24 protein-coding genes are annotated in these 26219 nt (G+C 62.2%); 15 read left to right on the forward strand and 9 right to left on the reverse strand.

Annotation, left to right across the window (positions count from 1 at the left end; translation table 11 throughout):
• Window positions 1-109: 109 nt before the first annotated feature.
• The 4 genes from pyrH to HH303_RS06095 form a co-directional block, all read right to left on the reverse strand.
• Window positions 110-838, reverse strand: a complete 729-nt coding sequence (gene pyrH / locus HH303_RS06080; protein WP_169624348.1) for a UMP kinase — start codon at window positions 836-838, stop codon at window positions 110-112.
• A 154-nt stretch (window positions 839-992) separates the two neighbouring features.
• Window positions 993-1919, reverse strand: coding sequence for a translation elongation factor Ts (gene tsf, locus HH303_RS06085; protein ID WP_169624349.1), 927 nt, complete (start codon window positions 1917-1919; stop codon window positions 993-995).
• A gap of 220 nt (window positions 1920-2139) precedes the next feature.
• Window positions 2140-2994, reverse strand: a complete 855-nt coding sequence (rpsB, locus tag HH303_RS06090) for a 30S ribosomal protein S2 (RefSeq protein WP_169624350.1) — start codon at window positions 2992-2994, stop codon at window positions 2140-2142.
• 173 nt (window positions 2995-3167) lie between these two features.
• The gene (locus HH303_RS06095) at window positions 3168-5021 is read right to left on the reverse strand and encodes an ABCB family ABC transporter ATP-binding protein/permease (RefSeq protein ID WP_227421601.1); all 1854 of its coding nucleotides are present in this window, start codon (window positions 5019-5021) and stop codon (window positions 3168-3170) included.
• A gap of 194 nt (window positions 5022-5215) precedes the next feature.
• On the opposite strand from HH303_RS06095, the gene HH303_RS06100 reads away from it, so the two are divergent.
• Window positions 5216-6064, forward strand: coding sequence for a universal stress protein (locus HH303_RS06100; protein WP_169624351.1), 849 nt, complete (start codon window positions 5216-5218; stop codon window positions 6062-6064).
• Between the two features lie 30 nt (window positions 6065-6094).
• Here HH303_RS06100 and HH303_RS06105 read toward each other — a convergent pair whose 3' ends face one another.
• The 3 genes from HH303_RS06105 to HH303_RS06115 all read right to left on the reverse strand — a co-directional run bounded on the left by HH303_RS06105 (window position 6095) and on the right by HH303_RS06115 (window position 9493).
• Window positions 6095-7543 carry a sodium:proton antiporter gene (locus HH303_RS06105; protein ID WP_169624352.1) on the reverse strand — a complete coding sequence of 483 codons (1449 nt, stop codon included), beginning with the start codon at window positions 7541-7543 and terminating at the stop codon, window positions 6095-6097.
• A 66-nt stretch (window positions 7544-7609) separates the two neighbouring features.
• A complete protein-coding gene (locus HH303_RS06110; RefSeq protein ID WP_169624353.1) occupies window positions 7610-8869 on the reverse strand; it encodes an MFS transporter in 1260 nt (419 codons plus the stop codon).
• Between the two features lie 108 nt (window positions 8870-8977).
• A complete protein-coding gene (locus HH303_RS06115) occupies window positions 8978-9493 on the reverse strand; it encodes a Panacea domain-containing protein (RefSeq protein ID WP_169624354.1) in 516 nt (171 codons plus the stop codon).
• Between the two features lie 129 nt (window positions 9494-9622).
• Between HH303_RS06115 and HH303_RS06120 the strand changes: the two genes are divergently transcribed.
• The 14 genes from HH303_RS06120 to HH303_RS06185 all read left to right on the forward strand — a co-directional run bounded on the left by HH303_RS06120 (window position 9623) and on the right by HH303_RS06185 (window position 25105).
• A complete protein-coding gene (locus HH303_RS06120) occupies window positions 9623-10333 on the forward strand; it encodes a CoxG family protein (RefSeq protein WP_169624355.1) in 711 nt (236 codons plus the stop codon).
• Between the two features lie 180 nt (window positions 10334-10513).
• Entirely contained in the window at window positions 10514-11002 is a 489-nt protein-coding gene (locus HH303_RS06125; protein ID WP_169624356.1) for a (2Fe-2S)-binding protein, read from the forward strand.
• Between the two features lie 132 nt (window positions 11003-11134).
• Window positions 11135-13510, forward strand: a complete 2376-nt coding sequence (locus tag HH303_RS06130) for a xanthine dehydrogenase family protein molybdopterin-binding subunit (protein WP_169624357.1) — start codon at window positions 11135-11137, stop codon at window positions 13508-13510.
• Window positions 13511-13540: 30 nt separating this feature from the next.
• Window positions 13541-14329 (forward strand): FAD binding domain-containing protein, encoded by a 789-nt coding sequence (locus HH303_RS06135; protein WP_169624358.1) that lies wholly within the window; start codon window positions 13541-13543, stop codon window positions 14327-14329.
• Between the two features lie 120 nt (window positions 14330-14449).
• Window positions 14450-15277 carry a tetratricopeptide repeat protein gene (locus HH303_RS06140; protein WP_169624359.1) on the forward strand — a complete coding sequence of 276 codons (828 nt, stop codon included), beginning with the start codon at window positions 14450-14452 and terminating at the stop codon, window positions 15275-15277.
• Between the two features lie 2 nt (window positions 15278-15279).
• Window positions 15280-18123: an intermembrane phospholipid transport protein YdbH family protein gene (locus HH303_RS06145; RefSeq protein ID WP_169624360.1), complete on the forward strand. Its 2844-nt coding sequence runs from the start codon at window positions 15280-15282 to the stop codon at window positions 18121-18123.
• 65 nt (window positions 18124-18188) lie between these two features.
• Window positions 18189-18392: a YnbE family lipoprotein gene (locus tag HH303_RS06150; protein WP_319637325.1), complete on the forward strand. Its 204-nt coding sequence runs from the start codon at window positions 18189-18191 to the stop codon at window positions 18390-18392.
• Window positions 18364-18762, forward strand: coding sequence for a YdbL family protein (locus tag HH303_RS06155; protein ID WP_227421602.1), 399 nt, complete (start codon window positions 18364-18366; stop codon window positions 18760-18762). Before HH303_RS06150 ends, HH303_RS06155 begins: the two co-directional genes overlap by 29 nt.
• A gap of 120 nt (window positions 18763-18882) precedes the next feature.
• Window positions 18883-19815 carry an AAA family ATPase gene (locus HH303_RS06160; protein ID WP_169624361.1) on the forward strand — a complete coding sequence of 311 codons (933 nt, stop codon included), beginning with the start codon at window positions 18883-18885 and terminating at the stop codon, window positions 19813-19815.
• A complete protein-coding gene (locus HH303_RS06165) occupies window positions 19812-21083 on the forward strand; it encodes a vWA domain-containing protein (protein ID WP_169624362.1) in 1272 nt (423 codons plus the stop codon). The genes HH303_RS06160 and HH303_RS06165 overlap by 4 nt, the downstream gene beginning before the upstream one ends.
• Window positions 21080-21403 carry an XdhC family protein gene (locus HH303_RS06170; protein WP_169624363.1) on the forward strand — a complete coding sequence of 108 codons (324 nt, stop codon included), beginning with the start codon at window positions 21080-21082 and terminating at the stop codon, window positions 21401-21403. The genes HH303_RS06165 and HH303_RS06170 overlap by 4 nt, the downstream gene beginning before the upstream one ends.
• A 3-nt stretch (window positions 21404-21406) precedes the next feature.
• Entirely contained in the window at window positions 21407-22099 is a 693-nt protein-coding gene (locus HH303_RS06175; RefSeq protein ID WP_169624364.1) for an XdhC family protein, read from the forward strand.
• Window positions 22099-23715 carry an NTP transferase domain-containing protein gene (locus HH303_RS06180; protein ID WP_169624365.1) on the forward strand — a complete coding sequence of 539 codons (1617 nt, stop codon included), beginning with the start codon at window positions 22099-22101 and terminating at the stop codon, window positions 23713-23715. The genes HH303_RS06175 and HH303_RS06180 overlap by 1 nt, the downstream gene beginning before the upstream one ends.
• Window positions 23716-23800: 85 nt before the next feature.
• Window positions 23801-25105 carry an NAD(P)/FAD-dependent oxidoreductase gene (locus tag HH303_RS06185; RefSeq protein ID WP_169624366.1) on the forward strand — a complete coding sequence of 435 codons (1305 nt, stop codon included), beginning with the start codon at window positions 23801-23803 and terminating at the stop codon, window positions 25103-25105.
• Here HH303_RS06185 and HH303_RS06190 read toward each other — a convergent pair.
• Together HH303_RS06190 and HH303_RS06195 are read right to left on the reverse strand one after the other, a co-directional pair.
• Entirely contained in the window at window positions 25102-25716 is a 615-nt protein-coding gene (locus HH303_RS06190) for an exopolysaccharide biosynthesis protein (RefSeq protein WP_169624367.1), read from the reverse strand. The two genes, HH303_RS06185 and HH303_RS06190, sit on opposite strands and share 4 nt — an antisense overlap.
• Before the next feature lie 81 nt (window positions 25717-25797).
• Window positions 25798-26115, reverse strand: a complete 318-nt coding sequence (locus HH303_RS06195; RefSeq protein ID WP_169624368.1) for a hypothetical protein — start codon at window positions 26113-26115, stop codon at window positions 25798-25800.
• Window positions 26116-26219 lie beyond the last annotated feature (104 nt).

The raw sequence follows: 26219 nt of genomic DNA on the forward strand, positions 1-26219 counted from the left end.
GGTTTTTTCCCAATTTTCTTATTTCGCGGGCCTTGTTGACCCGGATTTGATCCGGATGGAGTTGTATACGCTTTGCCCCGCCCGGTCCAATCGAACTCGCACCCGATCGTCAGTCTTCGACGATCGTAAACTTGCCGCGCCCCTGCACCACTTCCGCAAAAGCACCCGGATCGTAAAGCGAAAAGACCAGGATCGGAATGCCGCGGTCCCGGGACAGGGTGATCGCCGCCGCGTCCATGACCTGAAGGTTGTCCGTCAGGACCTGCTGATAGCTCAAACGGTCATAGCGTTTCGCATTCGGATCCTTCATCGGATCGGCGGTATAGACGCCGTCGACCTTCGTCGCCTTCAGCATCGCATCGCAATCCATTTCCGATGCGCGCAGCGCCGCCGCCGTATCCGTGGTGAAGAACGGGTTCCCCGTCCCCGCCGCGAAGATGACGATGCGGCCCTTCTCCATATGCCGCGTGGCGCGTCGGCGGATATAGGGTTCGCAGACCGTCGCCATCGGGATCGCCGATTGCACTCGGGTCGGGACGCCCTTCGCTTCCAGGGCCGACTGCATGGCAAGCGCGTTCATGATCGTGGCCAACATGCCCATATAGTCGGCAGTGGTCCGTTCCATCCCCTTCGCCGCGCCGGACACGCCACGGAAGATATTGCCGCCGCCGATGACGAGGCAGACCTCGCATCCCAGTTCCATCACCGACTTCACCTCGTCGGCGATGCGACCGACGACTTCCGGGTCCAGACCGAATTCCCGGTTACCCATCAGGGCCTCCCCGGAAATCTTCAACAGCACACGTTTGTACTTCAGTCCGGTTCCGTCGGCAGCCATCGTCATCTCCTTTTTTGGGGCGGCTGCATTGTGCCGCCAGTCTGCGCCCCACGCAAAACAGAAAGTTGCCCGAAATCGCATGGGGAAGGATTCCTCCGGGCAAAGAAAAAGGGCCGCTCCCGGTCGGGAACGGCCCTTTTCAAACCATCGGGTCTTAGCCCTTCATCGCCGCAGCGACTTCAGCGGCAAAGTCCTCTTCCTTCTTCTCGATGCCTTCACCGAGTTCGAAGCGGACGAAGCCGGTCAGGGAAACCGGGGCGCCGACATCGGCAGCCGCGTTTTCGACGACCTTCTTCACCTTGTTTTCGCCGTCAACGACGTAGACCTGCTCCAGCAGCACAACTTCTTCGTAGTACTTGCGGATGCGGCCTTCGACCATCTTTTCGATGATGTTGTCCGGCTTACCGGATTCACGGGCCTGTTCGATCAGAACGACGCGTTCGCGTTCCAGGTTGGAGGCATCGACGTCATCGACCGTCAGTGCTTCCGGACGGGCGGCGGCGACATGCATCGCAATCTGCTTGCCCAGGGCTTCCAGTTTCGCCTTGTCACCGGTCGATTCCAGCGCGACCAGCACACCGATCTTGCCCAGGCCCGGCGCCGTGGCGCTGTGGACATAGCCGGCGACCACACCGTCCGTGACGGACAGCGCGATGGAGCGGCGGAAGCTCATATTCTCGCCGATCGTCGCGATGTTGTGGGTCAGCTGTTCTTCGACCGTGCGGCCCGTTTCCGGATAGCCCGCGGCCAGCGTCTTGGCGGCGTCGCCGTCATTCGCCAGCGCGATTTTCGCCACTTCGCCGACGAAGCCCTGGAAGGTTTCGTTGCGCGCAACGAAGTCGGTTTCCGCATTGATTTCGACAACCGCGCCCTTCGTGCCCTCGGTCACGACCGCGACCAGACCGTCGGAAGCGACACGACCGGCCTTCTTGGCCGCAGCCGCGAGGCCCTTCGTGCGCAGCCAGTCAACCGCGGCTTCCATATCGCCGGCGGTTTCGGCCAGTGCCTTTTTGCAGTCCATCATGCCCGCGCCGGTTTGTTCGCGCAGATCCTTAACCATGCTCGCCGAAATCTGGCTCATGGAACGGCTCCTCTCGTCTATCTGTTATCGCAATGCCGCCCGTTGGCCCGCACCGCGAATGAAAATCGGTTCGAATTCAGAAACGCCGCGACCGTCCCCAACCATCTGGGTCCCGGTGCGCGGGAAATCGGGGGCGGGCTTAAGCTCGGTCGGGTATGTGCCACGAGTCCATGACAAATGGACGACAGTGGCGAACCGATGCGCCGCCCCCTTATTCCAATCAGGCGTTGGCCTGGGTTTCTTCGGCCGGAGCTTCCTCCGCCGGGGCTTCTTCAGAAGCGGCTTCCGCTGCCGGAGCAGCTTCTTCGGCCGGAGCCTCTTCCAGGGCCGGCTCCATGGCCGGTTCGGCGGATTCGCCGATATCGATGCCCGCACGGCCCATCGATTCCTGCAGGCCGCCCAGAACCGCACCGGAAACCAGGTCGCAATACAGGCTGATCGCGCGCATGGCGTCGTCGTTGCCCGGAATCGGGAAGGTCACGCCCGCCGGATCGGAGTTGGAATCGAGGATAGCGACAACCGGAATGTTCAGGTTGTTGGCTTCCTTGATCGCGTTCGCTTCCTTGTTGGTGTCGATAATGACGATCAGGTCCGGCAGGTTGGACATGTCCTTGATGCCGCCCAGGGCGCGGTCCAGCTTCTCGCGTTCGCGCTCCAGACCCAGGCGCTCGCGCTTGGTCAGGCCCTGCAGGTTGGCTTCGTCTTCGAACTGGGCTTCCAGCGTCTTCAGACGCTTGATCGAATTCGCGATGGTCTTCCAGTTGGTCAGCATGCCGCCGAGCCAGCGGTGGTTGACGTAGTACTGGCCGCATTTCAGCGCATATTCGGCGATGATCGACTGGGCCTGACGCTTCGTGCCGACGAACAGGATACGGCCGCCGGCGGCGCCGACGCGGGAAATTTCTTCCAGCGCGCGGGTCAGCATCGGAACGGTCTGTTCCAGGTCGATGATGTGAATGCCGTTGCGCTCGCCAAAGATGAACGGCTTCATCTTCGGGTTCCAGCGGCGGGTGGTGTGACCGAAATGAACGCCCGCTTCGAGCAGCTGACGCATGGTAAATGTCGGAACGGCCATAAAATGGCTCCTTTTCTTCTCCGGTTAATCCTCCACGAAGCCCTTGGTGAAGCCGGGTATCTCCCGGCACCGGACGGAACGTGCCATATGACGGCCGCATCCCGGAAAGCTCCGTGTGTGTCGTGGCGCGGCGTATATACCGCCAAACCGGGGATGGCAAGCCCTCGCTGCCGTTACACCGGCGGGTCGGTGTCGTCGCCCTGCTGCTGACGCCGCCACATTTCGAGATACAATCCCTCTTCCGCCAGCAGCGATTTGTGCGTGCCGCGTTCGACGATGCTCCCGTCGCGCATGACGATAATCTCGTCGGCATCCACCACGGTGGAAAGGCGGTGAGCGATCACCAAGGTCGTGCGGCCCGTGCTGACCTCTTTCAGGGAGGCCTGAATTTCGCGTTCCGTCGCCGTGTCCAGCGCCGACGTCGCTTCGTCGAACAGCATGATCCGCGGGGCCTTCAAGATCGCGCGGGCAATGGCGACCCGTTGCTTTTCCCCGCCGGACAGTTTCAGTCCCCGTTCGCCGACGACGGTGTCGTATCCGTCCGGCAGGGCCGTGATGAAATCATGGATACGCGCCATTTCCGCCGCCCGCCGTATTTCTTCCGTCGATGCGTCCGGTCGGCCATAGGCGATGTTGTATTCGATCGTATCGTTGAACAGGACCGTATCCTGCGGCACGATCCCGATCGCCGCGCGCACGCTTTTCTGCGTCAGGTCGCGCAGGTCGTGCCCATCGATCCGCACCGCGCCGTCCTGCGGGTCATAGAATCGGAACAACAGGCGGCTGATTGTGGATTTTCCGGCCCCGGACGGCCCGACGATGGCCAGCATCCGCCCCGGTTCGACGGTAAAGGAGACGTCTTTCAGGATCGGCCTGCGCGTATCGTAGCCGAAGAAGACGTGATCGAAGGTCAGCCGCCCTTCCGGCGCTTCAAGACGCACCGCGCCGGGACGGTCGGTGATTTCCTGCGGGATGTTCAGGAGGGTGAACATATCCTCCATATCCGTCAGGGCTTGTCGAATCTGCCGATAGACGAAGCCCAGAAAGTTCAGCGGCATGTAGAGCTGGATCAGATAGGTATTCACCAGGACGAAATCGCCGATGGTCATCCGGCCCGCCTGGACCCCGTCCGCCGCCAGGACCATCAAGGCGACCAGCCCTGCCGCGATGATCCCGCCCTGACCGATATTCACCATGGACAGGCTGGTCACGGATTTTACGGACGCATCCTCATACCGGCGCAGCGCCCAGTCATAGCGCCGTTCCTCATGCCCCTCGTTGCCGAAATATTTGACGGTTTCGTAGTTGATAAGGCTGTCGATTGCCCTGGTATTCGCGCGGCTGTCGCTTTCGTTCATATTGCGCCGGAATTTCAGACGCCATTCCGTCGCCGTCAGGGTGAAGGCGATATAAGCGATGATCGTGGCCAGTGTCACCAACGCGAAAGTGTAATCGAACAGCCCCCACAGAATCCCGCAGACCATGACGATTTCGAACAGGGTCGGCAGGATATTGAAAAGTGTGAAGGACAGAAGAAAGTCGATCCCCTTCACGCCGCGTTCGATCAACCGGTTCAAGCCGCCGGTCTGCCGCTCTAGGTGATACCGCAGGCTCAAGGCATGCAGATGGCGGAAGGTCTGTAACGCGACCGTTCGGATCGCGTGCTGCGCGACGCGGGCGAAAAAGGCTTCCCGCATCTGCTGAAACACGACGGACAACAACCGGACCAAGCCGTATCCGACCAGCAGGGCGACCGGAATACCCGCGATTCCCATGGCGGTCGGCAGGAAACTGCCCTCGCTTGCCGCCTTCCCGCTGAGCGCGTCCACCGCGTCGCGATAGAATAAGGGAATCGAAACGGTGCTCAGTTTCGCCAAGACGATACAGACCAGCGCCCCGATCACCCGGGCGCGGATAATGGGCATTCCCTTCGGCCATAGATAGGGAAGCAATGTGCGCAGCGGCGCCCGTCTGGCGGACCGGAAATTGTCGTCCACCGACGGGTCCTCGGCGGGAACAGACGACATGGTTAAAACGCTCCGACAAGAAACCGGCCGCAGAGTGGCACGATCCCCCCGGAAAGCAATTGCGAAAAAGGCGCTATCGGCAAAACGGCGTTTAAAGCCGTCAACCTATTGTCGCCGTTCGACGATTGCATTGCCGTAGCCGGGGCGATAGCCTGCGCAAACCCGAAAAAGTCGACTGGATCGAGGATTACGCAATGGCGATAAGCACGCTTCTGGTGCATTTGGCTCCCGACCCCGATTGCGAAACCCGGCTGAAAGCCGCGGCGAAACTCGCACAGGAAATGGGGGCGCATCTGGTGGCCCTTTACGTTGCGACGCCGGTCCACCTGCCGCCGGGTGCGGAAGGACGCGGCGCGTCCGCCGTGTTCCTGCAACAGGCTCGCGAGAAAGCCCGCGAGAAGGCCACAGCAATCGAAAAGCTGGTCAAGGATATCTGCGCGGATGCCGGAATCACTTACGACTGGGCCTATGGGGAAGCGGATCACCTCGACCATCTGCTGGAAGAAGTTCACCACGTCGATCTGACGATCCTCAATCAGGTCAGCTTCGACAGTTTCGAAGACCGGTTGATGTATCAACTACCGGAAAAACTGGTCATGGGTGCCGGTGGACCGGTCCTGATCCTGCCCAAGGGCATGACGGAAATCGGGCTGAAGAAAATCGGGACGGTTCTGGTCGCCTGGACCTATTCCAAGGAAGCGATCCGCGCCATGCGCGACGCTCTGCCCTTCCTGCAGCAAGCCGACGCGGTGAAGCTATTCACCTGCGGCGCGCTGCCGAAATCCAAGAAGGACCGCGAAGCCGCGGCCGCCGCCGAACCGGTCGTCGAATATCTGAAGCGTCATGGCGTGAACGCGGACCACATCATCCATTCCATTTCCGGCCATGCCGGGGAGGAAATCCTGGATACCGCAGAAACGATCCATGCCGACCTGATCGTCATGGGGGCCTATGGCCACACATCCCTGTTGGACAAGCTGTTCGGGTCAGCCAGCCGCTACGTCATAGGACATACGTCGGTACCGGTACTAATGTCGCACTGACGCGCCGACGGGTAGCATCCTTACGGCGGTCTACACGAAGAACACCACCGTCACGATGGCGAAGAGCGGCAACAGGATTCCGCAAGACCAGACCATATAACCGAAGAAGCTGGGCATCGGGACGTTGTTTTCCTCGGCGATCGCGCGAACCATGAAGTTCGGCGCGTTCCCGATATAGGTATTCGCCCCCATGAAGACGGCCCCGGCGGATATCGCCAGCAGCGTCGTCGCCATCGGCCCCATCAGATGTTCCGCATCCCCGCCCGCAGTGTTGAAAAACACCAGATACGTCGGCGCATTGTCCAGGAAGCTGGAAAGCGCGCCCGTCGCCCAGAAATACATCGCGTGGACCGGTTCGCCATTGTGGCTGACGAGGGACACGATGGGTTCCAGCGCCCCGGATGTCCCGGCCTTCAGAATCGCGATTGCCGGAATGATGGTGACGAAAATCCCGGCGAACAGCTTACCGACTTCCACGATCGGGCCCCAGGTGAATCCGTTCGCCCGGCGGCTTTCCAACGGCGTCATCCGCCAGGAAATCACCGCGATCGCCAACAGAAGGACATCGCGCGTGACGTTCTGAATATCGACCGGCACATGGTAGACATCGACGGAAATGCCGGGCTTCCAGATACCGGACAACAGCACCGCGCCGACGACGCCGCCCAGCAATAGAATGTTGAAGCCGCCTTCGATCCCCAACGGCTTATAGGTTTCGCCTTCCGCGAGCGTCAGTTCCAGCCCTTCCTTACGTTCCCGCCCGTAAAGGACGGTATCGGTCAGGAAATAGCCGACCAGCAGGATGCCGGACACGAAGGCCATCGGCAGCAGCATTTCCGTCGTCGGCCAGAAGAAGGACACCCCCTTCAGGAAGCCCAGGAACAGCGGCGGATCGCCCAGCGGCGTCAGGGAGCCGCCGATATTCGCCACCAGAAAGATGAAGAATACGACCGTATGAGTCTTATGACGGCGCTGCTCGTTCGCGCGGATCAGCGGGCGGATCAACAGCATTGCCGCGCCGGTCGTCCCCATCCAGCTCGCCACGATGGTCCCGATCAATAGGATCGCCGTATTGACCGCGGGCGTCCCGGCCAGATAGCCGGTCACCCGAACCCCGCCCGCCACGGTGAACAGCGACAAAAGCAGGATGATGAAGGGCAGATATTCCAGGAACAGCACATGCAGCAGTTCATACAGTGCCAGTTCATGACCGTAGACGACGGTGAACGGCACCAGGAACAACAATGCCCAGACAGCGGAAACCTTGCCGAAATTGTAGTGCCAGAACTGCGGCGCAACCAGCGGCATGATCGCGATAGACAACAACATGCCGACGAAAGGAATCGCCCATAACAGACCCATCGACGCGCCGTTCAGATGCGGTACCCCCGCCCCACCGGCGGCCATGGCCGGTTGAACGACGCCCATGCAGAACAACAGGGAAGCGGTTGCGACGATGGCTGTTTTCAGTCTCTGCACTGGGTGGTCCTTCCGGGGTTATCGCGAAGTGTCACCATTGCTGTCTAATCGCGCATCGCGGCAAGATCAAGGAACGCGGGCCTCGGATTCCGGCTCCGCCGATTCCGCCGCATCGGCACGCGGGTCGATTTCGAATACGACAGGCGTGCTCTTCGGGACAGGCTGGAACCCTTCCGGCGTCGGCTCTGCCCTTTGCGGACGGGCGCGCATGCGCCACAGGATGAACAACCCGATGCCGCCATGCACCGCCGCCGTCCACCAAAACAGGGCCTGATGACCCAACAGGCTCATCATCGTCGATGCGGGCATGGCCCCGATCAAGGCGCCGATCCCATAGAGCAACAGCAATCCGCCGCTGATCGATACGAAATCTTCCGGCTGGGCCCGGTCGCCCGCATGCGCCACCAATATGGCGTAAATCGACTGCGCGAAGGCCCCATAAACGGCGGCCAACCCCAGAATAGTCCACACGCCAACGCTGAACGACAGCGCCACCCCGAGCACACTGGCCCCAAAGAAACACACAAGCACCGGAATACGACGGTCGACCCGGTCGGACAGCAATCCGACAGGCCATTGCAGAACGGCATTCCCCAAAATCACCGCGCTGATCAACATCCCGACGGTTTCGGTGGACAGCCCGATCCCTTGCGCGAATAGCGGCGACAGGCTCCAGAAGGCGCCATTCGCCAGTCCGACCCCCAGACAACCGATCGTGGCCACCGGGGATGTCGCATAAAGATTCCTTAAATCCAGCTTCGCGGTACGCAGGGGTGTCGGTGACGGCGATGTCGTGATCGCAATCGGCACCAGCGACAGGCAGACCGCCATGGCCGCCACTAGGAACAGTGTGATTTCCTTCGCCGGGATAACAAGGAAGACCTGCTGACTGGCCACCTGCGCGGCGATGTAGCACAGGGTATAGATCGCCAGGATCCGCCCACGCCCGCCCGCCCCAGCCCGCTCATTCAACCAGCCTTCGGCGACCATCAACATGCCGGCGCTCATCAACCCGTAGGAAAAACGCAAAACGACCCAGGCGACCGGGTCGAAGAACAGAATAAAGCCCAGCGTCACCGTCGTCGTAACCGCCGCCATGGCCCCGAAGGCACGGATATGTCCGACACGGCGAACCAGCCACGGGGTCGCCTGACAGCCCAGGATAAAGCCGATATAATAACCGGTCCCCATGGCCCCGACGAAAATCGCGTCGAATCCTTCCTGGCCCGCCCGAATGGGCAGCAAGGTGCTCATCAAGGTATTGCCGCCATACAGCAGCATGATGCTGGCTAACAGCGCCGCAATGGACCCAAACACACCGGTCATTGCCGGCTCCCCGTTCCTAACGTTTTTCTGTCTTGCCCGACCCTAGCGTGAAAAAGGGGCCGATTGCCAGATACTAGACGGCGGCCCCGGCCGTTTACCCGCGCCAGTTTACCCGCGACGGGCAACCGGCTTTGCCGTCGGCACCCATTTGCGCAGGATACGGCCGTCCTGGGTCTTCACCTGACTGTCGGCGGACGGCTTTTTGGTAAAGTGATCGACGATGGCGTTAAACGGGATAACGGTTCCGGGTTCCTTACGCCAGGCCCGGCGATAGACGTCGCTATGCGCCATCATGCGGTTCAGATATTCCGCCGAATGGTGCCCGTATTTCCGCCAGATTCGATGCAGGAAATTCTCTGCCTCCGGCACCATCTTGTTAATCGCGATGGGCGGGCGGCTGTCTTCGAATATGTGAAAGACGGTCGGTTCCGTGGGGCCGGTTTCTTCGGCGATAAAAACGGCGGGCATCAGCATCCGGCCATGGGTCTCGGCGGCATAAAGCGCTTGGGCGATCCACAGCAGGCGCTGAAGCTTCTGCGCCGGGACGTGCAAATCCTCCCGCCGTCCCTGATCGAAGAACCACAGGGCCACATCCAAGGTCGATTTTACCACCGGTACCGTCATATCCGAACTCTATCCCTTGATTTGCAATGCGCGCTATCCTTGGTATAGCAAAGCCAATGCCAAATTACAGGTTCGGGGACCGGTGTCCCCTTGCTTAACCAAACGCACACCAGACACGGGAGGCTTTCCATGGACATGCAGGGCGAATACCGGATTCCGGCGAAACGCGAAACGGTCTGGGAGGCGCTGAACGATCCCGAGGTCCTGAAAGCCTGCATTCCCGGCTGCCAGGAACTGACGCGGACGGAAGACGGCGGTTTCGAAGCCAGCGTGAAGGCGAAGGTCGGACCGGTCAGCGCGACGTTTAAAGGCGCGGTGCGGCTGGAAAACGTCAATCCGCCCGAAAGCTACACCATCGCCGGTGAAGGCAAAGGCGGCGCGGCGGGTTTCGCCAAGGGCGGCGCCGATGTGAAGCTGACCGAAGACGGCGATGAAACGATCCTGAATTATGAAGTGAAGGCCCAGGTCGGCGGCAAGCTGGCCCAGATCGGCGCGCGTCTGGTCGATTCCACGGCGAAGAAATACGCGACCGACTTCTTCGCGACCTTCGCGGAGATCGTGCAGTCCCGCGCGGGCGGTGCCCAGACGGAAGACCAGACGGAACAAGCAGCGCCAGAACCGTCAGCGGCAGCCCCTACCCCGGCGCCGGAAAGCGGAGTGGAACCGGCCCCGGTAGAAGCACCGGCGGCAAACGAAGACAAAATCCGCGAGGACGCCACCCGCGCGGCGACGGAGGCCGCCCGCAAAACCGGCGCGAAACGCAAAGGGTTTTCCCCGACCTACTGGATCATCATTCTGATCATCGCACTGCTGGGGCTGACCCTGATCTTCAACGGTTGACGGTCTGCACCGTCGGATTGAAGACGTTTCCGGCGGCGCTTTCATACAGCTTTAACGATATTCCCTCTCACCGCCCCTTGACCGCGATAGGCAGCGGTCGCAAACTCTCTGCCAAGCGCGTTCCATTGAGGATGCGGCGCGGCTCGATCCGGAGCCGGAACACATAGGGAGGAATACCGCATGCCAACCGTTTCCATGACGGTCAACGGCAAGCAGGTAAGCGGCGAAGTAGAAGCCCGCACCCTGCTGGCCCAATTTATCCGAGAAAATCTTGAACTGACCGGCACCCATATCGGCTGCGACACCAGCCAGTGCGGCGCCTGCGTCGTCCATGTGAATGGCAGTTCCGTGAAGTCCTGCACCATGCTGGCGGTGGAAGCCGACGGTGCCGACGTGACGACCATCGAAGGTCTGGCCATGGACGGCGATACCCTGCACCCGATGCAGGAAGCTTTCCGCGACAATCACGGTCTGCAATGCGGATTCTGTACCCCCGGCATGGTGATGAGCGCCATCGACCTTGTCGATCGGAACCCGAATCCGACGGACAGCGAAATCCGCGACTGGCTGGAAGGCAATATCTGTCGCTGCACCGGATACCATAACATCGTGAAGTCGATCGCTGCCGGCGCCGCCGCGATGCGGGGCCAGAAAGCGGCCGCGGAATAACCGCCCGATTTCACCGCCCAGCGTAACCGCTTGGACTTACCGTCGACAGTACGGCCATAGGGCCGCCCGCGCGGGACCGACATAAAAACAACGGCAGTGCGCGGTTCAGGGATTTCATCTGGGAGAAACGCCATGAGTGCCACCGGAATCGGCGCCTCAGTAAAACGGAAGGAAGATTTCCGCTTTCTGACTGGGCGCGGCAACTACACCGACGATATCAATCAACCGGGCCAGACCTACGCCTATATCCTGCGCAGCAGCCATGCGCATGCGAAGATCAAGAAGATCGACACCGCCGACGCGAAATCCGCGCCGGGCGTGCTGGCCATCTTCACCGGCGAGGATATGCAGGTCGGCTCCCTGCCCTGCGGCTGGGCCGTCAACAACAAGGACGGCAGCCCGATGAACGAACCGCCGCACCCGCCGCTGGCGCAAGGCAAGGTTCGCTATGTCGGCGATCAGATCGCCGTCGTCATCGCCGAAACCTATGCCCAGGCAAAAGATGCCGCCGAACGTATTGTCCTGGACCTGGAAGAACTGCCCGCCGTAACGACGGTCGATGCCGCCATCGCACCGGGCGCGCCGCTGGTTCACGACGACCTTGCGCCAGGCAATATGTGCTACGACTGGGAAATCGGTGACGAGGCGGAAACCGACGCGGCATTCAAGGGAGCCGCGCATGTCGTTTCCATCGACGTCACCAACAACCGCCTTGTCCCCAATGCGATGGAACCGCGTGCGGCCATCGGCGACTACAACAAGGGAACGGGCGAATATACGCTCTACACCACCAGCCAGAACCCGCATGTGATCCGGCTGCTGATGGGGGCCTTCGTCCTGCAACTGCCGGAACACAAGCTGCGCGTCGTCGCGCCGGATGTCGGCGGCGGTTTCGGCTCCAAGATTTATCACTATGCGGAAGAAGCCATCGTCACCTGGGCGTCGGAAAAGGTCCGCCGCCCGATCAAATGGACGGCGGAACGGTCCGAAAGCTTCGTTTCGGACGCGCATGGCCGCGACCATGTCACCCATGCCGATCTGGCGTTGGACGCGTCGGGTAAGTTCCTGGGACTGAAGGTCTATACCAAGGCCAATCTGGGCGCCTATCTGTCGACCTTCTCCACATGCGTGCCGACCTATCTCTACGCCACGCTGTTGGCCGGGGTCTACACGACGCCCAAGGTCTATGCGAATGTGAAGTCGATCTTCACCAACACGGTGCCGGTCGACGCCTATCGCGGCGCGGGCCGCCCGGAAGCCACCTATCTTCTGGAACGCCTCGTCTCCAAGGCGGCGCGCGAACTGGGCATGGATCAGGTGGAAATCCGCCGCAAGAACTTCATCCCGGCGGACGCCTTCCCCTACCAGACGCCGGTCGCCCTGCAATATGACAGCGGCGACTATGAAGCGACCTTGAAGAAAGCCATGGAACTGGCCGACTGGAACGGTTTCGCCGCTCGCAAGGCGGAAGCCGCCGGTCGCGGAAAACTTCGGGGCATCGGCATTTCGACCTATTTGGAAGCCTGCGGCATCGCGCCGTCGGCGGTGGTCGGGTCGCTGGGCGCCCGTGCGGGCCTGTTCGAATCCGCCAATGTCCGCGTGCATCCGACCGGATCGGTGTCGATCTATACCGGGTCGCACAGCCACGGTCAGGGGCACGAGACGACCTTCGCGCAATTGGTGTCCGAAACCTTGGGTATCCCGATCGAAAACGTGAATATCGATCACGGCGATACCAACCGCATCGCCTTCGGCATGGGGACCTACGGCTCGCGGTCGCTCGCGGTCGGCGGGGAAGCCATCATGAAGGCGCTGGGCAAGGTCGTGGACAAGGCCAGCAAGATCGCCGCCCATCTGATGGAAGCATCGGCGGAAGACGTGGAATTCAAGGACGGCAAGTTCACCGTTGCCGGGACCGACAAGGAAGTCGATTTCGGCACGGTCGCGCTGACGGCCTACGTTCCGCACAACTACCCGCACGAAACGCTGGAGCCGGGTCTGGAGGAAAACGCCTTCTACGATCCGATGAACTTCACCTATCCGGGCGGGTGTCATATCTGCGAGGTCGAAATCGATCCCGATACCGGCGTTACCAAGGTCGTCAATATGACGGCGGTGGACGATGTCGGACGGGTCATCAACCCGATGATTGTGGAAGGCCAGATTCACGGTGGTCTCGCCCAAGGCATCGGGCAAGCCCTGCTGGAAAACTGCGAATACGACGAAAACGGCCAGCTTCTGTCCGGCTCCTTCATGGATTACTGCATGCCCAGGGCCGATAACTTCCCGGGCTTCCAGGCGACGACGGAAAGCACGCTGTGCGCCCATAATTCGCTGGGGGTGAAAGGCTGCGGGGAAGTTGGGGCCATCGGCTCGCCGCCCGCCGTCATCAATGCCGTGCTGGACGCGTTGGCGGATAAGGGGGTGACCGACATCTCCATGCCCGCGACGTCGCATAAGGTCTGGCAAGCCATCCAGAACGCCCAGATGCCCGCGGCCGCCGAGTAACGGTACGCGAGAAAGAAAAGGAAGAAACAGATGTACGACTTTTCCTTCCAATCCCCGGCCAGCGCCGCCGACGCGGCAAGCGCCCTCGGCGCGGCGGAGGACGGCAAGATCCTGGCCGGAGGTCAGACCTTGCTGCCGACCATGAAGCAGCGTTTGGCGATGCCCAGCGACCTGATCTCCCTGAAGGGATGCCGGGATCTCGTCGGGATTTCATCCGACGGGTCGACGCTGACCATCGGGGCCATGACTACCCACGGCGCGGTCGCCGCCTCGACGGAGGTCGCGAAGGCGATCCCCGCCCTGTCGGCGCTTGCCGGTGGCATCGGCGATCCGCAGGTCCGCAATCGCGGCACGCTCGGTGGGTCCCTGGCCAATAACGACCCGGCGGCGGATTATCCGGCGGCAGTTCTGGGCTTGGGCGCGACCGTGGTCACGACCAAACGGGAAATCGCGGCGGACGACTATTTCCAAGGCATGTTCGAAACGGCCTTGGACGATGACGAGATCATCACCGCCGTTCGCTTCCCGATTCCGCAGGCCGCCGGTTATGCCAAATTCGACAACCCGGCCTCCCGTTATGCGCTTGTCGGCGTCTTCGTTGCCAAGACCGCCGCCGGACCGCGCGTCGCGGTGACCGGTGCGGGTCAGGGCGGCGTGTTCCGGGCATCCGATATCGAAGGCCAAATCGCATCCGGGCAGGAACCGAACAGCGCCTCCATCGATGAAGGCGAGTTGAACGGCGATATCCATGCCTCCCCGGCCTATCGGAAACACCTGATCGGCGTCATGGCCAAACGCGCCTTGGCGTCCGCCGGATAAATCCCGGCAACAGCCTCACTCCTTTAAGGGCCTCGCTTCCGAAACGGTGGCGGGGCCCCTTTCTTTTCGGCACACTGTCCTGAATGAAGACGGGAAATCGGCGGGGAAATCGGCGGGACGATGGGGCGGTCCAGAACAATTCGGACAATTCAGGCGGCTTTTTGCGCCGCCACAGCTCTGTCAGTACAAGGCAACGCCGTTGCCCAAACCGCCGATTTGGACACGTTGACGCTGACCTGCGCCGAACGGACGGCCACACCGGAAGATCGGATCGCCGCCTGCACCCGCCTGATTGACGAAGCCTTCCTGACGGAATTGTCGGACTATGCCACGGCCCACCTGAACCGTGCGGACGCTCTGGCCGCCCAAGGTCGCCCCACGGACGCCTTGGGCGATCTTGACACCGCATTGGACTACGATCCCTATTTCTATGCGGCCTATATCCTGCGGGGGGATACCTTATTGAAAATTGGGGAACGCTATCGCGCGATCTCGGACTTCACCGTCGCGGCGGGCCTGAACCCGCTCTCGTCGGAACCTTATGCGAAACGCGGGATCGCCCTTTACGCCCATAAGGAATACGTCCAGGCCATTGCCGATCTGGAAACCGCGCTGGGATACGATCCTGCGAATGAAGACGCCCGAACGACACTGGCCTGGATATTATCCACCGCCCCGGATCCCGCGTTGCGCGACGGCATGCGCGCCCTGGACCTTTTATCCGAACGGACCGCCATTTCCTCCGCCGACCAACTGATCCAGGCCGCCGCCCTGGCAGAGGCTGGACGGACCGAAGACGCCCTCGCCCTCTATCGGGATCTGGCAGGGCACAGCGACCGGATACCGGACTATCTGCGGGCACTGGGATATGACCCCGGCGACGATTTCGATGCGGCCCTGCGCGCCTGCCTGGATGCCGGTTGCCGGATCGGCGCACCGTCGGAATGACAATGTCCGACTTGAGCGCAAACACGCGACTGGTGGAGCCTGAACTGCCGCCACCGGATCGGTCCTACTTGTGGATCGGTGCGGTTCAACATGTCGCGGCCTTTCTGGCCGTCATGATCTTCCTGGCCGGTCTGGCATGGGCGACCCGCATCCCGTTGACGAATGCGCTTCTCCCCCCGATCGCGTCGACTCTGATCGACCAACCGGTGACCCTGACCGTTTCCAGTCTCAACGCCGACCGGATCGAAATTGCGGACCTGTCCGTGCAGAATGGCCCGGCGGCGGATCGCCTCATCCTGACGCGGCGGGACGACCGGCTTGATTCCGTAACCGTGGAAGGGTTGACGGCGCATGTCGTTGTCGCGCCGGACGGGACCGTTTCGCTTCCCGGCCTTGAAAATCTGCTCAATGGAAAGTCGGACGACACAGCACAAACTCTCGCCGTCCCGTTTTCCGCGCTGACATTGTCGGATATCGATATCCTGGCGGACACGCCCGTCGGTCGGGACCGTGTGACCGGCAATATCCGGGTGGCGTTCCAGGCTGCGCCGGACCTGTTTCCGTTGACCGCCGCCATCGGACTGGAAGCATCCGACAGCGACAGCGCGATCAGCTTCGATATCGGCCTGGCGGGCGATCGGCTTTCGGCCCAGGGCGCGGTTGATCTGTCCCTATCTCATTGGGGACGCTTCCTGCCCGGCGTCACGGCGATCGATGGACGCGCCACCGGCTCGGTAGATTTCGAAGGCCTGCTCCCGCAGGAAATCGCCACGCCGGACAGTCTGCTCGCCGCCTTGACCGGTCAGGCGGATGTCACCTGGACAGGCATAACCCTGTCCCTTCGCGACATGCCCGACATTGCGGTACAACCGGGGAGCGCCACGTTGTCCCTGGGCGGCGGGCAAGCGGTTGTCGACCGCCTGACCGGGATGGAGGCCCGCGCGGACGGTTTGCCCGCAAACATTCGAAATCTATTGCCCGACGCCTTCGCGGACTTCGCGGACAGTGCGGTGCAAGTCGCGTTTTCCGGGCACTCGGATATCCCCGTCGCCGTGTTCCGTCCCAATACGGCAGGCGGCTGGGGAATTGCCCTGAACGGCACCCTCGACGGAAGTGTCGGGCCGATCGCCGTGTCAGTCACACCCAGCCGCATCGACCTGGACAGGACCGGAAACGCGACCGCGCTATCGATCGACTCCGCCAGTCTGGATGCGATCCGGGGGCTGTCCCTGCCGCGCGACGTCGAACTGCATCTGACGCTCGGTTCCGGCGATATCGATCTGACGACGCAATCCGCCTTACCGGACCTGACATTCCCCTATCAATTGGAAGCGGTATTGCATGGTGACGTCATAAAGCCGATCTGGGTCCGCACGGCCGAGTTGGAGGCTGCCGGAACTCTGTCCCTGTCGGGGGAGCGGATCGATATCGCATTCGACCCCGGTACATCGGCCCGGATCGACGGTCTGACCGGAACAGGCGATATCCGCTTGTCGCCGCGTCTGCGGGTCGATATCGCAGGCCGCGACCCGGCGCGGCTGAGCTTTGCCACCGACGATCCCGTTGGAACGATGAGTCTGACCGCATCCGCCCGTTTGGGGGAAACCAGTGTCGCCCTGCCGAACGGCGGTCCGGCCCTGGCCATATCGCGTCATCCGGTATCCCTGAACTACAGCCCAGACGGCATCGTCCTGGCGGCGGGACCGGCGGATATCCGGGACCTGAAAACCGGCGTATCCCTGACCCGCGCTGCCATTCGGGTCGAGGAATCGCAAGGGATCGGCACCTTGTCCCTTTCCGGATCGGGTATCGCCGTTCAGGGCGATCCGGTATTGCCGGGCCGCGTGACCGCCCAATTCGCCTTCGACAGGGACGGATCGCTGTCCGGTCCCGCCACCTTGGCGGATGGCCGGGTGCATATCGCCGTCGACCGGCGGGACGGTGTCCTGGCGGTAGAAACCGATCCGATCGCCTTCGGCCCCGGCGGTTTGACCTATGCCGACATCCTGCCTCAGGCGATGCGCGACGATTTGGGCATCGCCCCGACGATTTCCGGCATTGTTACCGCCGCCTACCGGTCGGACGGCGACTTGCAACTGACCCTCAACGATTTGGGCATCGGCCTGCCCGAAGCAACCGTGTCGCGGTTGAACGGAACACTGGCCTTCCAGGCAGACAGTCTGCCCGCGACGCGCGGGTCGCAATCCCTAAAGGGGTCGCTGATCCTTCCGGGATTGGGCACCCTGCCCATGACCGGCCGTTTCAGCGTTGCACCGGACGGCACCGCGTCTATCGACACATTCACCCTGGCGCTTTTTTCCGGTGAATTGGCGCTGGTCGGCGGCCGGTTCGACCCGGCGGGCCCATCGCTGGACGGGACGGTGCGGGTTCGGCGCATGGACCTGTCCCAGTCCCTCGCCGCGCTATCGGTCCAGGGCGTGTCCGGGACCGGCATGGTTTCCGGCGCGATCCCGATCCATGTCAGCGCCAATGACGCGGTCATCAAAGCCGGTACGCTGGCCGCGGAAGGGGATGGCGCCCTTTCCATCGACAACGATACCGTCAATCAGGCCCTCGCCAGCGATCAGCAAGCGGTCCAATTGCTGGTCGATGTCCTGAAGGATTTCCAGTATGACGAATTGGGGGCGGAATTGGACCTGCCACCGAACGGCGACGGGCGGATCGGGCTAAGGTTGAGCGGTAGGAACCCCGCCGTTCTGGATGGACACCCATTCAAATTGAATGTGAATATTGAAAGCGATTTCCATAATTTATTCGATATACTTAAACAAATACTTTCGCTTTCCGGGAAACTGGCCCGCTCATTCGGGCAAAATTCCCCTTAAGTCGCCCTTTTCGCGCCACCATTTCCCCCCTAAACTGATCGCATCGAAACAAGAGGATAGACACGGTGCACAATCCGGCACGGAGTTTCCTGATATTGGCCTTCGCGGGCGGGTTGCTGGCAGCGTTGGGCGCCTGCACGCCGACCGTGAAGGTGGAAACCCCGCAGGAACCGATCACCATCAATCTGAACGTGAAGCTGGACGCCGATGTGCGCCTGCGGCTTATTGAAGAGGCCAAGGATGATGTCGAAGATAATCCGATTTTCTAACTCTGGCCGATTTTCCAGTCCGGGCCGATTTTCCCGCACCCGCCGCGCCTTTCTGGCCCTCGCCGCCCTGTTCACCGTGTCGGTGACGGGCCTTCCGGCCATGGCCGCGGATTCGCTGGACGGTCCGCGATCCGCGGGGATCGTCGGGGAACGCTTCGACGGGTATGCCGTTGTTCGGGACGGCGCCGACAGTTCCGTTCAATCCCTTGTCCAGACGATCAATGCCAAGCGACAGGCTTATTATCAGGCCAAGGCGGCGGAACAGAACGTCGATATCATGACCATTCAGGAAGTCTACGCGAAGGCGATCTTCGACAAGGCGCCGAAGGGCTGGTGGTTCCTGACCCCATCCGGCTGGACCCAGAAGTAAGCCCCGTCCCCACCTGTTTCTCCTGACCGATAGGCCGACAGGCGGGTTGAGGGCAGCCCGCCGACTGCTATATCGTCATGGGCGTATCGCCATAATCATAACAGGTTTCGGGGAGATTCCATGTCGTCCGCAAGCGTGCTGCCGCAATCCGTCGAAGATACCCTGACCCTGCTGTCGCAGGGACGCTACGTCGCCGACCGTTCTCTGGCGACGGCCCTGTTTCTGTCCTTGAAACTGCACCGACCGCTGTTCCTGGAAGGGGAAGCCGGTACCGGCAAGACGGAAATCGCGAAAGTCCTGTCCCAGACTCTGGGCCGACCGCTGATCCGTTTGCAATGTTATGAGGGCCTCGACATCGCCTCCGCGGTCTACGAATGGAATTATGCTCGGCAGATGATGGAAATCCGCCTGACGGAAGCGACCGGCGGCGCGGATCGCCTTGCCCTGGAAAGCGATTTGTTTTCCGAACGCTTCCTGATCAAGCGTCCGATCCTCCAAGCCCTGGAAACCTCGACGGCAGGCCGTGCGCCGGTGTTGCTGATCGACGAATTGGACCGAACCGACGAACCGTTCGAGGCCTTCCTGCTGGAAGTCCTATCCGATTTCCAAGTGACGGTCCCCGAATTCGGCACGGTAAAGGCGGAGGAACCGCCGCTGGTGGTGCTGACGTCGAACCGAACGCGCGAAATCCACGACGCGATCAAGCGGCGCTGCTTCTACTACTGGGTCGATTATCCTGACGCATCGCGCGAATTGGAGATCCTCAAGGTGAAGGCGCCCGAAGCGCCGGAGGCCCTGAGCCGCCAGATCGTCGCCTTTGTTCAGAAAATCCGCACGCTGGACCTGTTCAAACTGCCCGGCGTGGCGGAGACCATCGACTGGGCCCAGGCATTGACGCAGTTGGACCGGCTGGCCCTCGACCCCGATACGATCAACGACACGCTGGGCGCGTTGCTGAAATACCAGGACGATATCGCCAAGCTGCGCGGGTCGGAGGCCGCCCGCATCCTGGATGAAGTGAAGATAGAATTGGCGGAAGCAGGCGCACTATGACCGACAAAACGGCCACGCCCGCCCCTGACTTGGCCCCCAACCTCGTCCTTGGCGAGGTCGACGGCGGACGGCTGGCCGAAAACATCATGCATTTTGCGCGCGTGCTGCGTGCGGCGGGCCTGCCCGTCGGTCCCGGCAAGGTCCTGCAGGCGTTGGAGGCGGTCTCCGCCGTTGGCGTCGCCGACCGGCAGGATTTCTACTGGACCCTGCACGCCGTCTTCGTGAATCGGCGCGATCAGCGGGAATTGTTCGATCAGGCGTTTCATTTCTTCTGGCGCAATCCGAACCTCCTGGAAAAGGCCATGGCGATGATGCTGCCCGCCATGAAGGGGGAACAGCCGCCGGAACGCCCCGAGATGGCGACGCGCCTTCAGGAAGCCCTGGCCAAGGAACGCCCGCCGGAAGAAGCCGGGTCAGACGGCGAGGATGAAGAAGAAAGCTTCGACATCGACGCCAGCCTGACCTGGTCGAAAAGCGAGGTTTTGGCGGAAAAAGACTTCGAGAAAATGACGACGGCGGAGCTGGAAGAAGCACGCCGCGCCATTCGCCGCCTGCGCCTCGCCTTCCATCCGGTGCCGAGCCGCCGTTTCTATGCCGACCCGAAAGGCCACCGCACCGACTTGCGCGCAACCTTACGCCGCGCGGCGCGGTCGGGCGGCGATATCGCCAAACTGTCGATGCGCAAGCGCCGCCGTCGCGTGCCGCCACTGGTCGTGCTGTGCGATATTTCGGGATCGATGGATCGCTACGCCCGGATGATGCTGCATTTCATTCATGCGCTGACCAACGACCGGGACCGGGTACACAGTTTCCTGTTCGGGACGCGACTGACCAACGTGACCCGCACCATGCGGCGCAAGGACCCGGACGTTGCCGTCGATCAATGTGCCACCCTTGTCGCGGATTGGGCGGGCGGCACGCGGATCGGCCACACATTGGCGGAATTCAACCGCGACTGGTCCCGGCGTGTCTTGAGTCAGGGGCCTATCGTATTACTGATTTCCGATGGGCTGGACCGGGACGGTGCGGCGGGGTTGGAGGCGGAGATGGATCGCCTACATAAGTCCTGCCGGTCGCTGATCTGGCTGAACCCGTTACTGCGATGGGACGGCTACGAACCGAAGGCGAGCGGCGCGCGTGCGATGATCCGGCATGTCGACAGTTTCCGGCCGATCCACAATCTGGACAGCCTCACCAAGCTGGCGGACGCCCTGACCCACGGCGCGCAACGGCAAAATCTGCGGGAATGGAAGGAACTGGCGGCATGAGTGAGATAATCGATCCCCTGACCCAGGCGAAGGAATGGCAAGACCAGGGGAAGAAGGTCGCCCTGGCGACGGTCGTTGAGACCTGGGGCTCCTCCCCCCGCCCGCCGGGCAGCCAGCTTGTCGTCAATGAGGATGCGGGATTCGAAGGGTCCGTGTCCGGCGGCTGTATCGAAGGCGCGGTCGTGACCGAAGCCATGGATGTGATGGAAACCGGCGTGCCGAAGCTGATGGAATTCGGCGTGTCCGATGCCATGGCCTGGGAAGTCGGTCTGGCCTGCGGCGGGACCGTGAAGGTCTTCGTCGAAAAGCTGGAGGCCTGAGGCATGAAACGGGCCTTTCTGGAACGCCTGGAGGCCGCACGGCAGGCGAAGCAGCCGACCGTTGTGGCGACGCGCCTGTCCGACGGCGCGCAGGCGTTGATCGTCGATGGCGACGTGGTCGCAGGCGACCTGGCCGTTACCCCGGCGATTGCCGACGCCGCACAGACCGCCCTGCGGCGCGATAAATCGGGAACGGAGGATGGCGTCTTCCTGCAAATCTTCAATCCGCCGCTGCGTCTGATCATCGTCGGGGCGGTGCATATCGCCCAGGTCCTGGCGCCCATGGCGACCCTGTCCGGATACGGCGTCACCGTCATCGATCCGCGCGGAGCCTGGGCCAGCGCGGAACGATTCCCCGATATCGCCGTCATTCAGGACTGGCCGGAAGAAGCCATGCAATCCCTTGCCCCCGACCGGCGGACGGCGGTGGTGGCCCTGACCCACGATCCGAAATTGGACGATCCGGCATTGGCGGTCGCATTGGCGACCGACGCCTTCTATGTCGGGGCGCTGGGCAGCAAGAAAACCGCCGCTGCCCGTGCCGTCCGTCTGAAAGACTCCGGTGTGTCCGACGGTGCCATCGCCCGTATCGACGGCCCGATCGGCATGAATATCGGGGCAGTCTCCCCCGCCGAAATTGCCGTGGCGATCCTGGCCAAAATCACCCTGACCCTGCGGGGACCGAAAGGCGGCTGATGCGGTTCGGCGAAATCCCCAGCCGGGACGCGGAAGGGTCGATCCTGGCCCATTCCGTCACCCTGCCCGGCAAGACGCTGAAAAAGGGCCGCGTATTGGCTGCCGCTGACATTGCCGCGCTAACCGACGCCGGTGTCGATACGGTGATCGCCTGCACCCTGGGATCCGACGATGTGCATGAGGACAAGGCCGCGACCGATCTGGCGGCGGCAGCGACCGGAACCGGCCTGTCCAGAAGCGCGGCGTTTACCGGACGGGTCAATCTGATCGCGGATACCGACGGCATCCTGGTGTACGACCCGACGCAGTTGAACGCGCTGAACAGCGTGAATGAAGGTATCACGCTGGCCGCCCTGCCCCCCTATTCCCGCGTCGCGCCACGTCAGATGGCGGCAACGGCGAAGATCATTCCCTTCGGCGTCCCGGCGGAGGCCCTGGCATCTGCCTTGCCGACGGAACCGTTGTTCACGGTGCATCCGTTCCGGCCCGTCACTCTGGTCCTGATACAGACCGTATTGGACGGAACGAAATCGTCCGTTCTGGACAAGACCGACCGTGTCATGGAGCAGCGGGCGGCGGCCCTCGGGGCGACCCTGGCACCGCCTGACCGCTGCGCCCATTCCGAAGCGGCGCTGGCGGATGCCTTGTCCCGCGCCGCCGAGACCGCACCCGCCGCGATCACGGTCGTCGGCGCGTCCGCCATCGTGGACCGTCGCGACGTCATTCCGGCAGCCATCGAACGCTGCGGCGGCACGATCGACCATTTCGGCATGCCGGTCGATCCCGGCAACCTGCTGCTATTGGGCCGGATCGGGTCTATTCCGGTGATCGGCGCGCCGGGATGCGTCCGGTCCCCGAAACCGAACGGCTATGACTGGGTGATGGAGCGGCTCGTCGCGGGCCTGCCCGTGACGCCGCAATCGATTATGGCCATGGGCGTCGGCGGGTTCCTGAAGGAAATTCCGTCCCGGCCCCGGCCGCGCGCGCAAGAAGACGACGACGGCCAGCCCGAACGCCCCCGGATCGCGGGATTGTTATTGGCGGCGGGCCTATCCCGTCGCATGGCGCCGCGCAACAAGCTGTTGGAAGACCTGGGCGGTATCCCCGTCGTTCGGCGGTCCGCCGAAATCCTGCTGGCCTCCGATCTGGAAGGCGTCGTGGCCGTCACCGGCAATGCCGCCGACCGCGTGAAAGCCGCTCTGGACGGGCTGGATATCGATTGCATCGACAATCCGCTGTTCGATCAGGGCATGGCTGAATCGGTGAAGCGCGGCCTGACCCGCCTGCCCGGCTGGGCCACCGGGGCGCTGTTCGCCCTGGGCGATATGCCGACCCTGAAGGTCGATACCGTCAACCGTCTGATCGCTGGGTTCGATCCGACGGAAGGCCGGTCCATCTGCGTGCCGGTTTACAACGGGCAACGCGGCAATCCGGTCCTGTTCGCCCGACGCTATTTCGCGGAGATCATGGACCTTTCCGGGGATCGCGGCGCGAAATCCCTGATTGCCGCCTATCCCGACGAAGTCGCGGAAATTCAGGTCGACGATCCGGGCGTTCTGGTGGACCTCGACACGCCCGAAGCCCTGGCCGCCATACGCGACAAATTCGGGTCTTGAGCATTCGCACGGCGCGCCCGATAGTGCCGCTGGAATTGTTCATACAAATAACCGAACAGCACATCATCGAACGAATGGGGACGTTATGACGGAACAGTACGATGCCATCGTGATCGGCGCGGGCGTAATCGGCAGCGCGGTCGGACTGGAACTGGCGCGCAAGGGCTACAGAACGCTGAACATCGATAAGCTGCCGGCGGCGGGCTACGGCTCCACCTCCGGCTCCTGCGCGATCATCCGCACCTATTATTCCACCGTCGACGGCTCGGCCCTCGCCTATGAAGGCTATTTCTACTGGAAAAACTGGCAGGATTATCTGGGCCTGGACGACAGCGACGACATCGCCGTCTTCCACGAATGCGGCACCATGGTGATGAAGGTCGAAGCCAACGGCTATATGGCCCGCGCCAAGGACATTGCCGACGAAATCGGCGTCAGCTACGAAGAATGGACGAATAACGACATCCGTCAAAAGATGCCGCATTACGACCTGCGCTGCTACCATCCCGCCAAACGCCCGGAAGACGACGGGTTCGGCGAACCGACCGGCGGCGAAGTCGGCGGCGCGCTTTTCTTCCCACAAGGCGGCTATATCAACGACCCGGCCCTGTCCGCGCAGAACCTGCGCGCGGCGGCTGAGAATCTGGGGGGAAAGTTCAAGTTCAACGCGGAAATCGTTGAAATCAATAAAAATGCAGATGGCTCCGTTTCCGGCGTAACGCTGAAGGACGGCACCCGGATCGACGCGCCGATCGTCGTCAACGTCGCCGGACCGCATTCCGCCAAGGTCAATGCCATGGCGGGCGCTCTGGACGACATGAAGGTCGGCACCCGCCCTTATAAGCAGGAGGTTGTCCATGTCCCGATGCCGGTTGAGGGCTGGTACGAAAACGGCTGGGTCACGTCGGACAGCGATATCTGCTGCTATACAAGGCCGGAGAAAGGCAACTTCCTGCTGATCGGATCGGAAGATCCGCCCTGCGATCACCAGATCGAGGTCGACCCGGACGATTGGGACCGGAACTTCTCCGAACAGTGGCGGGTCCAGGCGCTGCGCATGGCGCAACGTATCCCGTCACTGGGCATCCCCAGCCAGATGAAGGGCGTGACGGAACTGTACGATGTCGCCGACGACTGGATTCCGATCTACGACAAATCCTGCGTACCGGGTTTTTACATGGCGATCGGCAGTTCCGGGAACCAGTACAAGAACGCCCCCGTCGCCGGTAAGATGATGGCGGAACTGATCGATGCAGAACGCAAGGGCCGCGACCATGACAAGGATCCGGTTCAGTTCCACATGGCCTATACCGGGCGGAACCTGAATATCGGCTTCTTCTCCCGTCTGCGGGAAATCAACAAGGACAGCACCTTCTCCGTCCTCGGCTAAAGGCCGTTCAGCAGATAGACGCCCAAACCGACCGCCCCGGCGGCGACGGCCCCTGCGATGAGCGCGAGGAGCCCGTCGTCGCTGGTCAGCGCGAGACCGAAAGCGGCAATGGCCAGCGCCGGGACCGTTGCCGCGAAGGGCACGAAAGCGAATGGGATCATCAACAACGACATCCCGACGGCCAACAGAATGCCGCCTAGCAGAAACGGCTGGTCCAACAGGAACGATAAGCGCGGTTTCAGCAACCGATCCACTGTCCGCGCCACCGGACGGGCCCAGCGCAGCGCGGCCTGCCCCTTCTCCGGGGTCAATTCGATCGCCGTCAGTCGCTTCGGCAGCCAGATCGCGCCGGGCGACAACAGCATCTGCCCCGCAACCACAAGGCAAAGAAGCGCGGTCGCCAGCGTCACGCCGGGAATGGCCCCGATCGGCCCGGCCGCCAGGAAACCCGTGAGGAACAGGACCGGCCCGTGGCTGCGCCGCCCAAAGGCGGTGAGTGCATCCCCGACGGTCGGCTTCTGGTCAGTCCCGGTTCCGGAGCTATCGGACTGAAGACAGTCCTCCACCCCATCCAAAAGATCGGACAGGTTCTTCGGCGTCTTGTTTGTCATCTTTTTTTCTGTCGGAAACGGCAATCGGCGCCCCGCATATCGCAGGGCGCCGACACCTAGGGTGGGAAGGGACGGGTTCGGTTACGAACTACCGTCCGTCATTTCCTTCCATTCCTGTTCGAAGTCCTGCCAATTTTCCTGGAACGCCTGCTTCGCGGCCTCCCAATTCTCGTCGGCGGCTTCGGTCATTTCGGTCCAACTTTCCTGAACCTCCGCCCAGGCGGCCTTGGCGTCGTCGCTCAGGTCGCCGTCGTTCATTTCGGCCTGTTTGGCCTCGATCATCTGGTGGACCTGCGACTCGTAGGCCTGACGGTCCGGGTTGGTTTCCCCGCTGGCAAAGGCCATCGGCGCGGCGGCCAGGCCAAGAGCAACGGTCGCTGCAGTCAGAAGCGGTTTCATTCCATCCTCCTCTTCCATGCCCGCCACAGATCGCCGTACGCGGCATCATTGCCGGTCGACTTGCGGCGTGGGTGACTAGATGGGAACGACCGTTCTCGGAACAA

The sequence above is a fragment of the Pacificispira spongiicola genome, assembly GCF_012926505.1.
GTDB lineage: Bacteria > Pseudomonadota > Alphaproteobacteria > UBA8366 > Aestuariispiraceae > Pacificispira > Pacificispira spongiicola.